Annotated in this window: 14 protein-coding genes and 1 pseudogene; 2 read left to right on the plus strand and 13 right to left on the minus strand. The window is 35.3% G+C overall.

The window, feature by feature from the left end; translation table 11 throughout:
* Nucleotides 1-109 precede the first annotated feature (109 nt).
* Nucleotides 110-640 carry a GNAT family N-acetyltransferase gene (locus AC1DMU_RS14460; RefSeq protein ID WP_087983009.1) on the plus strand — a complete coding sequence of 177 codons (531 nt, stop codon included), beginning with the start codon at nucleotides 110-112 and terminating at the stop codon, nucleotides 638-640.
* Nucleotides 641-800: 160 nt separating this feature from the next.
* On the opposite strand, the pseudogene AC1DMU_RS14465 reads toward AC1DMU_RS14460, so the two are convergent.
* The 12 genes and pseudogenes from AC1DMU_RS14465 to AC1DMU_RS14520 form a co-directional block, all read right to left on the minus strand.
* A pseudogene (locus AC1DMU_RS14465) lies at nucleotides 801-1205 on the minus strand (SPASM domain-containing protein); the annotation flags it as partial.
* A 79-nt stretch (nucleotides 1206-1284) separates the two neighbouring features.
* Nucleotides 1285-3330: a class I SAM-dependent methyltransferase gene (locus AC1DMU_RS14470; protein ID WP_088063003.1), complete on the minus strand. Its 2046-nt coding sequence runs from the start codon at nucleotides 3328-3330 to the stop codon at nucleotides 1285-1287.
* 308 nt (nucleotides 3331-3638) lie between these two features.
* On the minus strand, nucleotides 3639-4019 hold the full coding sequence (locus tag AC1DMU_RS14475) for a BA_1872 family lipoprotein (RefSeq protein WP_088063002.1): 381 nt from the start codon (nucleotides 4017-4019) through the stop codon (nucleotides 3639-3641).
* 59 nt (nucleotides 4020-4078) lie between these two features.
* Complete coding sequence (locus AC1DMU_RS14480; protein ID WP_087983012.1) at nucleotides 4079-4288, minus strand: hypothetical protein; 210 nt, start codon at nucleotides 4286-4288, stop codon at nucleotides 4079-4081.
* Between the two features lie 428 nt (nucleotides 4289-4716).
* Nucleotides 4717-6345 (minus strand): peptide ABC transporter substrate-binding protein, encoded by a 1629-nt coding sequence (locus AC1DMU_RS14485; protein ID WP_088063001.1) that lies wholly within the window; start codon nucleotides 6343-6345, stop codon nucleotides 4717-4719.
* A 154-nt stretch (nucleotides 6346-6499) separates the two neighbouring features.
* A complete protein-coding gene (locus AC1DMU_RS14490) occupies nucleotides 6500-7825 on the minus strand; it encodes a bifunctional S-methyl-5'-thioadenosine deaminase/S-adenosylhomocysteine deaminase (protein WP_141542720.1) in 1326 nt (441 codons plus the stop codon).
* A gap of 53 nt (nucleotides 7826-7878) precedes the next feature.
* The gene (locus AC1DMU_RS14495) at nucleotides 7879-8238 is read right to left on the minus strand and encodes a YunG family protein (protein WP_088062999.1); all 360 of its coding nucleotides are present in this window, start codon (nucleotides 8236-8238) and stop codon (nucleotides 7879-7881) included.
* A 27-nt stretch (nucleotides 8239-8265) separates the two neighbouring features.
* Nucleotides 8266-8709, minus strand: a complete 444-nt coding sequence (locus AC1DMU_RS14500) for a GNAT family N-acetyltransferase (protein ID WP_088062998.1) — start codon at nucleotides 8707-8709, stop codon at nucleotides 8266-8268.
* A gap of 211 nt (nucleotides 8710-8920) precedes the next feature.
* Nucleotides 8921-10435, minus strand: a complete 1515-nt coding sequence (locus AC1DMU_RS14505) for an acetyl-CoA hydrolase/transferase family protein (protein ID WP_088062997.1) — start codon at nucleotides 10433-10435, stop codon at nucleotides 8921-8923.
* Between the two features lie 127 nt (nucleotides 10436-10562).
* Entirely contained in the window at nucleotides 10563-11207 is a 645-nt protein-coding gene (locus AC1DMU_RS14510; RefSeq protein WP_000389701.1) for a LytTR family DNA-binding domain-containing protein, read from the minus strand.
* An 81-nt stretch (nucleotides 11208-11288) separates the two neighbouring features.
* Nucleotides 11289-11894 carry a pentapeptide repeat-containing protein gene (locus tag AC1DMU_RS14515; protein ID WP_088062996.1) on the minus strand — a complete coding sequence of 202 codons (606 nt, stop codon included), beginning with the start codon at nucleotides 11892-11894 and terminating at the stop codon, nucleotides 11289-11291.
* A 55-nt stretch (nucleotides 11895-11949) separates the two neighbouring features.
* On the minus strand, nucleotides 11950-12873 hold the full coding sequence (locus tag AC1DMU_RS14520) for an alpha/beta hydrolase (RefSeq protein WP_088062995.1): 924 nt from the start codon (nucleotides 12871-12873) through the stop codon (nucleotides 11950-11952).
* A gap of 204 nt (nucleotides 12874-13077) precedes the next feature.
* On the opposite strand from AC1DMU_RS14520, the gene AC1DMU_RS14525 reads away from it, so the two are divergent.
* Complete coding sequence (locus AC1DMU_RS14525; RefSeq protein WP_048543275.1) at nucleotides 13078-13839, plus strand: DODA-type extradiol aromatic ring-opening family dioxygenase; 762 nt, start codon at nucleotides 13078-13080, stop codon at nucleotides 13837-13839.
* Between the two features lie 53 nt (nucleotides 13840-13892).
* On the opposite strand, the gene AC1DMU_RS14530 is transcribed toward AC1DMU_RS14525, so the two are convergent.
* Complete coding sequence (locus AC1DMU_RS14530; protein WP_060489966.1) at nucleotides 13893-15107, minus strand: multidrug efflux MFS transporter; 1215 nt, start codon at nucleotides 15105-15107, stop codon at nucleotides 13893-13895.
* Between the last annotated feature and the right edge of the window lie 83 nt (nucleotides 15108-15190).

Here is a 15190-nt window from a genome sequence, read left to right on the forward strand (position 1 = left end):
CAATTTTATCACAAATCAAAAACATACTTTACCCTTGAATAATCTTTATTTTCAGACTAGATTATATAATAACAATACATTCTAGTTTCAAAAGAAATGGAGTGAAAGCATGTTTCCTATATTGAAAACCGACCGACTCATTTTAAGAGAACTTACCGAAGAAGATGCACCGAGTATACTACAATGCTTCTCTAATACTGACGTACTGCGCTATTATGGCCAAAAACCATTACAAGATGTTGATCAAGTGAAACAAGTCATTCATAACTTTAAACTGAGTTACAATGCAAGAAGCGGTATAAAGTGGGGAATTGAATTAAAAAACAAGAAAGAACTCATTGGTACCATCGGTTTTCACGATTGGTCTTCTGAGCATAAACGGGCCAATTTAAGTTATGCCTTTTTCCCTGAATACTGGGGAAAAGGATATGCGACTGAAGCTGTTTCTGAGGTTATATCATACGGTTTCCATACCATTCACTTAAAGCGTATTGGGGCAATTGTATTTCTTGAAAATGAAGCTTCAAATAAAGTGCTATTAAAATTAGGATTTGAAAAAGAAGGCGTTCTAAAAAATTATATGTATCAAGATGATATCCCCTATGACACGAATTTTTATTCTTTATTAAAATCGGTTTAATAGAAATTATGCGTAAAAACTCGTTTCAGCATAATAAATCAGGATAGTGGATCTTTAACGAAAGATGGGAAACCGAGTGTTATTCATTTCTTAGATCATCATACGACTGATGCGAAGTACAATAAATTATATAATTTTAAAAAGGGGCATGAGCATATTCTTACTCATATCCCTTTTTTACGTTCTTTTTCTGTTTTCGCAATGCTTTTGGAATGTATACACAGAAAGGTTCGCTTTCCATATAATCTCCCGTTATTGCATATGTTCTAGAACGAGATCCCCCACAAACATATCGAAACTCACAAACACCACATTTTCCTTTATAATTGTCAGGATTACGAAGGTTTTGAAAAACAGGGGAGTTTCGATAGATTTCAGCTAGCGATTTTGTTCTAATATTCCCGGTTTTAATCGGCAATAACCCACTTGGATATACATCTCCAATATGAGAAATAAATACAAAACCGTTTCCATCATTCACCCCTTTTGGAGCACGCCCAAGCTCATCATTTCGCCCTATATTTCCATTTATCAATACACCCTGATATTGAATTACCTGATTTTTTAATAACTGACTTGTTTCTCAGTATAAAATTAAGAGAACACGCCCTTTAGCTAAAGATTCTTAAAGTTTTTCAACATCATTACCTCTTTTCTAAAACTATAAAAAACGTACTATCCGGTAGCGCAACAGCACTCCCAGACTCATCTTTAAACTCGATTTTCTCGCTAAGATGTTGTGTATATCCATCCTGTAAATAGTTCATAGCTTGAACGATGTTTATTTTATCTCCAAAGATACCCTTTACGAAATCCTTATATTCGTTTGGCGTAAATATTCCAAACTGCTCTTGCACCTCATGAACGAAGGAATCCTCGCCCCATGTATACGTATATAAGAACTCCATTGCATCGTTAACAGGCATTTTGACTGTATCGTCTGCAAGTACCTCATACTGGATTATACGTCCCTTAAATTCACGGACATACTGCTCTAAGAACTTCATTCCGCCTGCATCTTTAAAACGAATCACACGCATTAACGTTTTATCTTCGGTCATGATGCCATCACGAATGATAATACGACCTCCTGGCTTTAACACTTCGTAAGCACTCTTTAGCCCCTTTTTAATTACTTCATGATTGAATTTCTTACCTTCATACTCGATATAAGAGAACAGCTCATGAAGAATAGAAGAATATACAATCGTATCAACCGATTCTTTTTCAAACGAGCTGCTTAAGTTGATTGCATCCCCTTTAATGACATCCCAAGAACGCCCCTCGTTCTGCTTCTTCTTTTTCAACGTATCAATCACATTTTCAGAAATATCGATACCATAGATTCGTTTGTCCTCGGTCTCTTCTTCGATCATGTCTAACATGACACCACCACCGGCTCCGACATCTACAATCGTATCTCCCCTTATATAATCAAGAATAATTCGTTTATCATCAGCCGAACTATTCATATGCTCCAGATACACTTCTTCGTTATGGAATCTATCATATGCATCCTTACGTAACCCGAAGAAATCAAACAGCAGCACATTTGCCCGAGCATGCATCATATCTATCTTTTCTGCCTCTACACAGAAGGTAATTAACGCCTCACCTACAGCGGAAAACTGAAACGACACATACGCAGTCTTCATATCTTCATCGACTTTAGCCTTAAAAGAAACATGCGTTGTATTCGGCTTCTCGTTCTCACGGTACTCCCGTAGATATTTCTCAATAACCCGCTTACGATACACGTTGTCCTTTTTCTCGCCTTTGAAATCATAGTGCAACTGCTGCATCAATTTCTCGAAATGTATATGCTGAACTTTTCTAGATCCTATCTCGTTCTTTAACATAATAAAAACTGTCCAAATATCCTCAAAACTAAGAGCATGCATAGACGGTTCTACATACCACAAATCCTTATTAGATAAAAATATTTGAACGTCTCTCTTCTCGCTTCCCATAATTATATCTTTTTCAAATACTGACTCCTTATGTTTTGGCGTGAGTCTATGTATGCGAGAAGTAAATGGCTCCATATAACCATCAAACAGGCCATCAATTGTAATCTTCACATCGTTCTTCACTTCACTCCACAAAGCTTTTGATACGCCTTCAATAATGCATTGGTTAAGATAGTATAGAATCTCCTTTAACCTAACGTCTCCGTATTCTTCTTTATATGTGTTAATTAAATCAACATGAGAGTCCAAACGAGCCTCCCCGCGGATATACTGCCCGATTAATCCATGTGTTCTAATTAAATCTCGAATAAACAAATACTCAGTAGAGTTTAAGTTTGTCTCCACACGTTCAATAAACTGAATATCACTAAAGATATCAGCAGAACCCTCGTTATGTACGAATAGATTAATCCCGTTTTTCTTCCATTGCTCCCGCTGTTTTAAAGAGCCTACCTTTGCAAGCTCACTATACGTTAGTACCTTTTCAATAATACGATACGCTTCTTCATCTATAGGCAATTCATCTAACACTTGCAGCGTACGGTGTACATAGTACAACACCGCATCTGTTTTTAATGTTTCAAGTACTTGTACATTCTCATAGTTTTGATGTATCTCCTCTGCCTCAATTAAATACTTTAACCACGTAGGGAGAGTATCGGAAAACCCTTCAATGTATTTATTTAGAATCTCAATGTTTTTCAACTTATTTACCCCCATATATAATCAATATCTGTAGTAAAGTCTGAGACACCTTCTTTAAAAAGATCATCACCCTATGTCCCCCTTTACCATCTAGAACTCTTTCAAATACAAACGCTTCAAACCCAGTCTTTTGCTCTTGTAAAAAAGAGTTATCAGGTTTGTAACACATTCTTTTATTCATCTCTTATTGTAACTTCATCAGGAATTTCGGCGGAATAAACAGTAGGACTCAGCGGATCACTTCTTACATTGATAAACATATGTTGCGATAGAATCAACCGAAAATGGAAACGGCAAGCGGGTGCACTCCACTTGCCGTTTTTTCATAGCTTAGTATGTATTTGAATTTCTTTTGCTTTCTCTTTTTCACCCTTCACTCGTACAATTAAATCATATGATCCGGATTTTGGCGCTTCAAAAGAAAGCAGACCTTCTTTTTGAGAAGTAACTTCTTCTTCATAAATAACCTTATCATCTTTTGTAACTTGCAATAAAATTGTACCTTCCTCAACGGCTGCTTCATAAGGAATTTCCACTTTTCCTTTTTCAGCTTTAACCGTTTGCACATCGTAATACCCTTGCAACGAACCAATTTTTAAAGTCGTTTCGCCATTTTTTTGAACCTTTGTGACTTGTGTTGCTGTATTGCATGCACTTAACAATACAACAAGAGTGAGAACCATAAATAAACGTAGTAATTTCATAAAAATTCTCCTTTTTTATGTACATGAATTAAAATTCTAACTCTAAATTTTGTCCCATCTTATTTCCCACCTCTTAAAATAGCTTTTTTTACAATAAAATACATAATAGAGAATAGTAAACAAGCTCCCATTGTACCAAAAACTACAATTGAAATTTTACCTGCTAATGTTTCATTTGGATCTAATGCATTAGGTAAGATTGTGCCAAAAATTGCAATACAGGCTAATACAACCATAAAATATTTAAATCTTTTTACTTTCTTATTCATACTAATTATCCCCTTTATTCCTTAAACCAAATCCCCATAAACCTACACCAGGACCTAATAGTACATGGAATTTGACTCTACTTTTTCTAGCTTCAAAGAATCCCCCGAGATTCCCAAATTAATATCGCCCAAGTATTATACATACCAATTCATTCATTTAGAAAAAGCCCCGCTCAAATCACACACTTAAGACCCTCTTTTTTTACAATACTCAAATAATTCTACACAAATATCTCTATCAATTCATCTTAATACCTTAATTACCTTTTAAGTATATCAATGACAAAATATATAATCTATTATTTTTTATATAATTAAAAACAAACATAATTACAACAAGAGATTGTTTGTATGCTTCTTTGTACTGTATTCCCTTATTCCATGTACTCTTAAAAAAACCTTACTTTTTAAAAGTAAGGTTTTTTTATTTATTCATTAGCAATATAAGCAGTCTTATAAGTATAAACACCACCAAATTGATGCTTCTCAATTCCTTTTACATAATCCTTTTGTACGTAAGCTGATCCCATTTGATAAAGCGGTGCAACTGCAGCATCCTCTAGCAGAATACGCTCAGCCTCTTGCAGAACTTCCCATCTTTTCTTCTGATCTAGTACTAGATCGCTTTTCGCTTTCTTTATTAATTCATCGTAGTGTCGATTAGAATAGTTCATTTTGTTATTCTGATTATCCGTCGTAAAGAGTTCTAAATAACTAATTGGGTCTTTATAATCCGGTCCCCAATTTGCCATAGATATATCGTAATCTCCTGTTTGTTCTAACTGTAATTTTTGCTTAAATGGCTGTTGTTTAATTTGGATTGCGAGTCCCTGCAAATGCTTTTCTAAGTCACCTTTTATATATTCTGCCATACGTTTTGCATTATCTTGTTCAAATGTTAAAAACTCGAGATTTACTTGTTCTACTCCAAGCTCTTTTTTCGCTTCTTCCCAAATCTTTTTCGCATTTTGCAAATCATATGGAGAAAGATCTCCATTTTCTTTTCTAAAATCTTTACCAGTCTCTTCATTTACATGACCAACTGGTACAAGTACACTTGCAGGTTTTGCTCCGTTATTAATAAAATGAGCAACGAAATCCTCTTTATTTAACGCGAATGAAATAGCTTGACGCACTTTCTTATTTGCTAACGCACTATTTTTTTCATTAAAACGTAGCATAGCAATTGCAGGTTCGCTCGACATATGTAATTCCTTACTTCCTTTATACTTGTCTACAAATTGAGAATTAATAGGCACTCGATCCAAATTACCAGCTTCGTATAAATTAACAGCGGTCATTGTATCCTTTACAATTTGAAAGTTTATCTCGTCTAATTTCACTTTCTTTTCATCCCAATATGTAGCATTCTTCTTTAATTGAAACTCTTGTTCATGCTTCCATTTCTCTAATACAAATGGGCCGTTATATATGAGATTACTAGGTTCCAATGCATAATTCTTTCCTTGTTCTTTCAAAAATGACTCATGCTGTGGCAAGTAAATCGGCAGTGCTAACAACTGTAAAAAATACGGAATTGGCTGTTCGAGTTCCACTTCTAACTTATAATCATTTATAACTTTAACCCCAAGTTCATCAAGAGGCATTGTTCCCTTATTTATCTCTTTCGCATTTTTCACATGAAAGAGCATGTACGCATATTGAGACGCTGTTTCAGGTTTAATTGCACGTTTCCACGCAAACATAAAATCATTTGCTGTCACACTGTCTCCATTTGACCATTTTGCATCTTTACGCAAATCAAATGTATATTTTTTACCATCTTCACTTCTTTTAAACGATTTTGCTACTGCTGGAATAGGCTGATCTTGATCATCTAATACATACAACCCTTCAAATATGTTTTGCATAACATGTGCTGATGTACCATCCATCGTTTTCGCAGTATCAAGAGAAGGGATTTCTTCCGATACCGTTACATGTAATACTTGTTTTTTTGCCTCTGTGTCACTTTTATTCGCTTTATTATTACAAGCTGTTAATAATAAAGATGTAACAAGTGCCATTACCATTAAATGGCTCTTTTTTAGCTTCATGAGTTGTTCTCCTTAAGTATAATATATTATAAAGCGTAATATATTATAGCAGAAATACTAACAGAAAGATGCGACATTCTTTTGAATATTTATTCGTCCAAGAAAAAAGCTATCCTTTTAAAAAAGGATAGCTTTTTCAACTACATATAATTACCTATCTTTGCAAACCTCGTTTATAACGACTCGCTTCAAATATAATACGCTCTTCATCTAACGTTTTACATTCGCCATTCCAAACGACACGTTTTCCGTTAATAATTACATCACTTACATCTTTTCCACTAGCAGCATATACAAGGTGCGATAACACTTCATCTGCTGGTTGTAAATGCGGCTTATTAGATGGATCAATTGTGATAAAATCGGCACACTTTCCGACCTCAAGTGATCCTGTTTGTTTCATGCCGATTACTTCAGCAGCTCCTTTAGTCGCAAGTGTAAGAGCTGTTTCAACTGGTAGTGCTGTTGCATCTTGATGAATGCCTTTTTGTAATAATGTTGCTATACGCATTTCTTCAAACATATCTAAATTGTTGTTAGATGCCACACTATCTGTTGCAATTCCTACTTTCATTCCTGCTTCTAACATTGCTTTTACATTCGCTATACCAGATCCTAGTTTTAAATTACTATTCGGGTTATGAGCTACTCGAACATCATGTTCTGCTAAAAATGCACGTTCATTTTCATTTAATACTACACCGTGTGCAATAACTGTTGGGCGTTTAAACAACCCGCAACTTGCTGCATATTCTACTGGACGTTTTCCGTACTGTGCTTCAATATCACGTACTTCACGCTCTGTTTCCGAAAGATGAATATGAACCATCGTTTGATTTTCTACTGCAATTCGTGCGCATTCTTCTAACAGTTCTGTGGAACATGTATATGGACTATGCGGTGCAACCATCGTGGTTAACATACCACTTTCATTATAGTAACGCTTCACATATTTTTCAGCTTCTTCAATTGCTTTCTTTTCATCCTCTTTCGTTCCGAAGCTAAATAAAGTTCTTGAAACTGCAGCTCGAATTCCACTCTTTGATACCGTTTCCATAATTGCATCTTGATCTACTCCAATTGGATTAAACATATCAGAGAATGATGTTGTACCACTTTTCACCATTTCAAGTAATCCTAATTCCGTGCTAGCGACCGCAAGCTCTGGCGTAAACTGACTTTCAAGTGGCCAAATTCTCGTCTCAAGCCATGGCTGTAATAACATATCATCGCCAATACCTCTTAAGAGACTCATTACAACATGTGTATGTGTATTTACAAGCCCTGGTAAAACCCACTTTCCTTTCATATCAATTACTTCATCTACTTCAAAATCATTAGCGAATTCTCCGCTCTTTACATCTATAATTTGATCATTTTCTACAATGATATATCCATTTTCTATCACTTCATTTTGTTCATTCATCGTTACGATTGTAGCGTTTACATAAGTTGTTTTCAAAAGTATTTCCCCTTTCAACTCTATGAAGTTCCCTTTAATAAGTTACCACCATTATAGTAACTTATTAAAGATTAAGAGTCAAAAGATAATTTGAATTCTTTCATTATCTTTTCCTTCAAAATGCTATATTGTTTTTCATTTGTATCTGCAAATGCTTCTTCTCGATTTGATTCCACATCCAAATAATTCAATCTTCCATTGAACTGAGTCCCTGTAAAATCAAACCTTTGTCCAACTATACAGTTATAAAAATGCCACACCTCCCCTACTTTTGTCTTTTTGATTTTTCCTCCGTATATATCTTGAACGACTAAAGCCGTTATACCACACTGTCCCTTTGCCGGATTCTCAATAGTCCACTTTAAACTTGTTTCAATCGACCATGATTTTACTAGTGCTTCATATATCCTCTTTATCTTTACATCATCCATTCTAATCTTCTCCTACTATTAATTGTTTTACACATCATGTTGCAAAAGAGGCAGTAAACGATCCTCAAAAACCGTTGATGGTGTCTCTCCTATTAACTTTGCTCCCATCTTCAAGTAAAACCCTTTTGCATTCGGATCACTATCAATTGTAAAACTTTTTATTCCTAGCTCATTTGCTTTTTCTAATACATACTCCCAAAGTATTTTCCCGTACCCTTTTCCTTTGTAACGAGGATGAATGTACAAGAAATCAAGAGCGTTATCATTACGTAAAAATGAGAAAAAACCAATCTTCGTATTATCGTTTTCTAAAACATATACAAAATTATTTTTTATGTACTCATCAGTAATTGTTAACTCTTCCTTACAAGCAAGTATGAATGCTTCGCTATAGTTCCACGTTGCTTTTGAATGTAGTGCAAGTTCACTTAATTCATTTGCTTCACTTAATAACGCATTTCTTATCTTCATGATTCTTTCTCCTCACCTTTGATATATAACTATTAAAATGATTCGAAAAGTAATTAAAAAAACCTCTTATTTCCGTAAATAAGAGATTACTTTTATAATTCCTCATAATAGGTAACAATTTTTTAAAAGAAAAAAACGCCATTCCTGAAAATTGGCGTTCTTTTTCTTTTAACCTTTATGGCATATTATATTAAGAATCATTTTTGCACTTCTAAACAGTTTCTACTACCGCTTCAAGCATTGTTCCATTTTTAGCATAGTTTGTATGCCAAGAAAAAGCTTTTTCTAAAATATGAGGAGTTTGTCCACCTCTTGTTCTTGCTTCCTCGTAATAAGCTCGTAGCTGTTCACGATACATTGGATGTACGCAATTCTCAATAATTAGTTCCACTCTTTCTCTTGGCGCAAGCCCTCTTAAGTCAGCATACCCCTGTTCAGTGACGATAACATCTACATCATGTTCAGTATGGTCTACATGAGAAACGAAAGGAACGATGCTTGATATGTTGCCACCTTTTGCAATCGATTTAGTAACAAAAATAGCTAGGCGTGCATTTCTCGCAAAATCACCCGAACCACCAATACCATTCATCATTTTTGTACCTAAAACATGAGTAGAATTAACATTTCCGTATATATCTAATTCTAAAGCAGTATTAATCGAGATTAATCCAAGGCGACGAATGATTTCAGGATGATTAGAAATCTCTTGCGGGCGCATCATTAATTTGTCACGATATTTTTCAAAGTTAGAAAATACTTGTTGCATTTTCTCTTCAGAAAGCGTGATGGAGCAGCAGGAAGCAAAATTGACTTTCCCAGCATCCATTAGATCAAAGACCGCATCTTGTAAAACTTCAGAATATACTTCTAAATCTTCAAACTCCGAATCTAGCATGCCGTGCAATACTGCATTAGCAACTGAACCAATTCCAGATTGTAACGGTGCTAAACGATTTGTTAATCGGCCTACTTTAACCTCTTCTCGAAGGAACTCTATTAAATGCTGTGCCATAATAACAGTTTCTTCATCTGGAGGAACAATTGTCGATGGCGAATCCAGTTGATTCGTAAACACAATTCCCTTCACTTTTTCAGCATCAATTGGGATACCGATTGTTCCAATTCGATCATCCGTTTTTACGAGCGGAATAGGGAGTCTTTCCCCTTGTTTACCTGGTTCATATAAATCATGTAGCCCCTCTAATTGCGTAGATTGAGCCATATTCATTTCAATAATAATAGACTTAGCATTTAAGGAGAATGCTAAGGAATTTCCAATTGAAGTGGTTGGAATAATCATTCCATCTTCAGTAATCGCAACCGCTTCCAAGATAGCGAAATCTATATCCATAACGTCAGCACGAAGTAACTCTGCTGTATGAGATAAGTGCTGATCCACAAATAAAAAGTCTCCGTTATTAATTCCTTTTCGCATAGTTGCATCTGCTTGGAAAGGCAATCTTTTCCCTAAAATTCCTGCCTCAGCAAATAATTTATCTACATCCGAACCTAAGGAAGCCCCTGTATAAACATTTACTTTAAAAGATTTATCATTCTTAACTCGGTTTACAAGTGCAAATGGGACTGCTTTTACATCACCAGCACGTGTAAATCCACTTAATCCTAAAGTCATTCCACTTTCAATCCATGAAGCTGCTTCTTCAGGTGTAACTACTCGATCTTTTAATCGTTGATCCCTAATTCTATCTAAATTATTCTCCATATGTAATCCCTCTCCCAATGAATATTCATAATTATTTTACACATTAACACCATCAAAATAGGGATTTTCTTACACAATGCCGAAAATTCAGACAAAACAGCGAATCTAGGTTCTAAAGCAGAAAAATTTAGAATCCTAGAAGCTTACGAAAATAGCTAGCGTATGACTGACTCACTGGTACCCTCTCCCCGTTATCCATAGAAAGTACAAAAGTAGAATGCGTATCAGGGTAAATCGCTTTAATATGATTAACATTTACAATAAAGGAACGGTGGCATCTAATAAAGGAATCTTTCGGCAACAAGTATTCGAATTCTTGTAGCGAGTACTTATGTGTTCCTGTTAACTCTTCTGAATTCACATACGTCTTTTTATCTTTAGCTTCTAAATACATGACCTTTGAAAAAGGAACTGGAACCCATCCGTCTGTTGTTTTTAAAGTAACGACTGACTTTCCATCCGTTAAAGCGGGATAAATCGCCGTCACGCAACCTTCAATCTTTCCATTATTTGAAAATGGTACGGCCATTCCATGATAAGGAATACCGAAAACATCTCGGTTAATAAACTCAGAGGCTTTTTGCTTCGTTACCATTGCTTTATGAGCAATCGTCCCTTCCTTAATAGGATCCCCGGCGCTAATCTTTAAATCAATTCGTTTACTTGGCCGATAGTAAATATATTCTTTCGTATTCGAAACGGCAATTGATATTTCATCTGAAAATAATTCCCCAACTACATCTAGTAGTATACCTAACGTTTTATCTTCCATAGTATGAACACCTCATTTACTATTATACTACTATTATGATTTAAAAAACCGTTCAGCATTTTGAACGGTTTTACAAACTATTTAGTTCACCTTAGCCCCATAACATCTTGCTACTGCAACTGCCTGTGTTATATCTAATTTTACATTTTTCAAATCAAAACTTGTAAAATCAATTCTATCAACTATCGCCCCTTTTAAATTTGCACCACTAAGTTTCGCCTTACCTAATTGTGCACCGGTTAAATCCGCGTCACGTAAATCTGCTTTTTCTAAATTACATTCATATAGGTCCGCTTCAATTAAACGTATTCCCTTTAACATTTGTTTACTTAAGTTCGCGAACCTTAAATTCGTATATGACCAATCACCCGATATGATAGTTATTCCGTCTAAATTCGCTTCTTCAAAATCAGAGCCGGTCATTTTACATTCTTCAAACTTCGATACGAATAAATTCGCACCAACAAACTTACAATTCGCAAATGTAGTTCCTTTATGGATAGAAGCGTTAAAAAGAGCACCGGTAAAATCACATTCTATGAAATTACAATTTTCAGTAGAAACTTCCGATGCATCTATCCCTCTAAAACGGCATTTTATGAACGTACAATTTTTCAATTTCTCTTCTTTAATCAAAACATCTTGAAAATCTATTTCTACATATTCTTTATTTACAAATTCACACATAACTACTCCTCCATCTCCTTAAAGAAACCTCACTTCAAAAAAGTGAGGTTCCTTCTCATACAATATGCTTATCTAACCAAGAAATCAAATCTTGAAATACTTCATCTCGATTTACTTCATGGAACATTTCATGTCTTCCATTTTCATATAAACGCAGTGTTACATCTTTCACATCACATTTTTTATAGTTTTCATATACTTCTTTTACACCTTTCCCCATATCCCCAACAGGATCACGATCTCCTGAAAAAATATGTATTGGAAGGTTTTTCGGTGTTTTTTTGAACTCTTCTAGCTTATTTACTTCTAATACACCAGAAAACAATTCACGATAAAAACTCGTCGTACAAATGAATCCACATAACGGATCCGCAATATATTTATCAACTTGATTATTATCTGAAGATAACCAATCAAATTTCGTACGATTTGGTTTAAAGTGCGAATTGAAATTTCCGAATGATAAAAAGTTTAACATAGGACTTTTCGTTTTTTCTCCGCGTAATTTCATCTCAATTGTCGCTACTTTATGACCGATACTTCCTAATAACCCTGGATTTCCACCAGTTCCTGAAATAAGGAATCCATCATATAATTCACCTTTCAGTTGTACAGCACGTCTTGATAAAAAAGAACCCATGCTATGGCCAAGTAAAAATAACGGGCATGTCTGCTCTTTTCTTATCGTTTCTGATACAAAAATAACATCAGACACAGCCTCATTCCAACCTACATTTGGTTTAAAATGACCATAATCTTCTTCTCTTTTCACTGTTTTCCCATGACCTTTATGATCATGTGCATAAACACCATACCCTGCTTTTAATAACGCAGCAATAAAGTCTGTATAAACACCTGCATGTTCTGTCATACCATGTGCAATTTGAATAATCCCTCGCGGATCTCTTTCTGGTAGCCACTTACGTAAATAAATTTCCGATCCATCCAATGCCGTAACGAAACTTTCTTGTACGTTCATTTCGTCAGCCCCCAACTCTATTATGTATATCAAAAAATGAATATCCATTCATTATTCTTATTATGTATTATATGCAATTGCCTTCATTATGACAAATGACCCACTTTTCCAATTAGCTCTTAAACTAATATATTGACGAACAGAAAATAAAATTATATAGTTACTTACATAAAGTAATTATTATATTTTGGGGAGGTTTCTATTATGATGCCATCATTATTTTTAGCACACGGATCACCGATGCTTGCTATTCAAGATACAGACTATACAAGGTTTTTAAAAACTCTTGGCGAAACATACAAACCGAAAGCAATTGTTATTTTCACCGCTCACTGGGAAAGCGAAGTATTAACGATTTCTTCATCAGATAACGAATATGAAACAATTTATGATTTTGGAGGTTTTCCTCCTGAGTTATACGAAATCAAATATCGTGCGAAAGGCTCTTCTAACATTGCATCTATGTTAGAAACAAAATTTAAAAACAAAGGTATTCCAGTCCATCATAATATGACGAGAGGTTTAGATCATGGCTCATGGACTCTTCTGCATCGCATGTATCCAGAAGCAAATATTCCTGTTGTCCAAATATCAGTCAATCCATTCCTTGCTGCAAAAGAGCAATTTAAGATTGGCGAAGCACTAAAAGGACTTGGACAAGAAGATATTTTAGTAATCGGGAGCGGTGTTACCGTTCATAACTTACGAGCTTTAAAATGGAATCAAACTACACCCGAACAATGGGCAATTGAATTTGATGATTGGATTATTAAACATATGCAGACTACTGATAAAGATGCATTATTTAATTGGGAGAACAATGCCCCTCATGCACAATTAGCAGTACCAAGAGCAGAGCATTTTGTTCCTTTATTTATCGCTATGGGAAGCGGTGAAAATAACGGTGAAGTCATTCACCGCAGTTACGAGCTTGGTACATTAAGTTATCTTTGTCTTCAATTTTAAAGAAAAGGATGAAGCAATCGTCGCTTCATCCTTTTTCTTTTTCATTCACTTAGTTAACTAACTTCCAAATGTCGTTTCTCTGATACCTCTTCGTTCTTATTGTGAAAATAAACCCAAATGCACGCAATAAATAATAGTGATGAAGTAGAAAAGAAAACATATTGGAAGCCCGCATGTGCTGCAATTTGTCCACCAAGTACTGGTCCAATCATATTTCCTAAAAACTGAAACGATTGATTATACCCAAATATTCTTCCCGTTACATGGGTTGGTGTATGTTGTTTTAGTAGAGTTTGTACGGAAGGTAATAGTCCTGCTTGTGCAATACCTAATAAAAAGCGAAGAATTAATAGTTGCCAAGCCGAGGTTACAAATGCTTGCGGAATAAAAATAATTCCTGCCGCAAACAACGCCACAACTAACGTTTTTTGAGGTCCAATACGATCTGATAATCTCCCTAACTTAGGAGCTGCCATAATAATAGCTAAACCTGTCGCAGACATGACTGCGCCTGCAATCATTTCAATATGAGCCGTTCCTGGGCCTTCTAAATTCTTTACATACAATGTAATAATAGGTTGAATTGACATGTTCGCAAGTTGAATAATAAATGTTGTTACAAATAAACTAATAATTAAATGCTTTGCTGGAACCATCGTCCATACTTTTTTCGGTTGTGCTTTTTTTGCTTGAGCGGAGTGATTCTCTTCATGTAGGAAGAAAAAAACGATGAGAAAAGAAAGGAATAAAAAAGCTCCTGTAACAAGAAAAACATGGCGCATTCCAATTAACTCAGACAAGTATCCTCCAAGTAACGGGCCAAGTAAAGAACCGCTCACGCCCCCAGTTGAAATTGTGGAAATTGCCCAACCTGAATGCTCTTTCGGAGTTTCTGCTGCAATAAATGTCATCGCCGTTGAAAGGAAACCAGATACTGCTCCCATCAAAAACCTTAGTGCGACTAGTTGATACACATCCGTTACAAACCCCATAAGCGTCATAATAATCGCCATACCAAGGCTCGCACGAATCAACATCAATTTCCGTCCATGTATATCACCAAGCTTTCCCCATATTGGTGATACGATCGCACCCATTAAAAATGTTATACCAAATGCAAGTCCTGACCACTGTGCAATGCTAGAAGTGCCAGTCACCCCTAATTCCTCAATATAAAAAGATAAAAAAGGAATTACTAAACTCATACCGGCTGCAGTGGTAAAACAACCTAGCCAACAAATCATTAAATTTCGTTTCCAGTTGGCCATTTTCACACCTTCTTTCTTTAGATACCCATTCTACACCCTTTCTTGTAAAAAGTTTAGTAATTTGCTTTATTTGTAAGATTTAC

This window comes from Bacillus sp. 01N45, from assembly GCF_056399205.1.

Bases quoted from the DNA above. Each gene is read 5' to 3' on its own strand.
- AC1DMU_RS14505 (WP_088062997.1), bottom strand. From the start codon at position 10,435: ATGGAGAATAATTTAGATAGAATTAGGGATCAACGATTAAAAGATCGA.
- AC1DMU_RS14525 (WP_048543275.1), top strand. From the start codon at position 13,078: ATGATGCCATCATTATTTTTAGCACACGGATCACCGATGCTTGCTATT.
- AC1DMU_RS14520 (WP_088062995.1), bottom strand. From the start codon at position 12,873: ATGAACGTACAAGAAAGTTTCGTTACGGCATTGGATGGATCGGAAATT.
- AC1DMU_RS14485 (WP_088063001.1), bottom strand. From the start codon at position 6,345: ATGAAGCTAAAAAAGAGCCATTTAATGGTAATGGCACTTGTTACATCT.
- AC1DMU_RS14530 (WP_060489966.1), bottom strand. From the start codon at position 15,107: ATGGCCAACTGGAAACGAAATTTAATGATTTGTTGGCTAGGTTGTTTT.
- AC1DMU_RS14495 (WP_088062999.1), bottom strand. From the start codon at position 8,238: ATGGATGATGTAAAGATAAAGAGGATATATGAAGCACTAGTAAAATCA.
- AC1DMU_RS14515 (WP_088062996.1), bottom strand. From the start codon at position 11,894: ATGTGTGAATTTGTAAATAAAGAATATGTAGAAATAGATTTTCAAGAT.
- AC1DMU_RS14480 (WP_087983012.1), bottom strand. From the start codon at position 4,288: ATGAATAAGAAAGTAAAAAGATTTAAATATTTTATGGTTGTATTAGCC.
- AC1DMU_RS14475 (WP_088063002.1), bottom strand. From the start codon at position 4,019: ATGAAATTACTACGTTTATTTATGGTTCTCACTCTTGTTGTATTGTTA.
- AC1DMU_RS14510 (WP_000389701.1), bottom strand. From the start codon at position 11,207: ATGGAAGATAAAACGTTAGGTATACTACTAGATGTAGTTGGGGAATTA.
- AC1DMU_RS14460 (WP_087983009.1), top strand. From the start codon at position 110: ATGTTTCCTATATTGAAAACCGACCGACTCATTTTAAGAGAACTTACC.
- AC1DMU_RS14500 (WP_088062998.1), bottom strand. From the start codon at position 8,709: ATGAAGATAAGAAATGCGTTATTAAGTGAAGCAAATGAATTAAGTGAA.
- AC1DMU_RS14470 (WP_088063003.1), bottom strand. From the start codon at position 3,330: ATGGGGGTAAATAAGTTGAAAAACATTGAGATTCTAAATAAATACATT.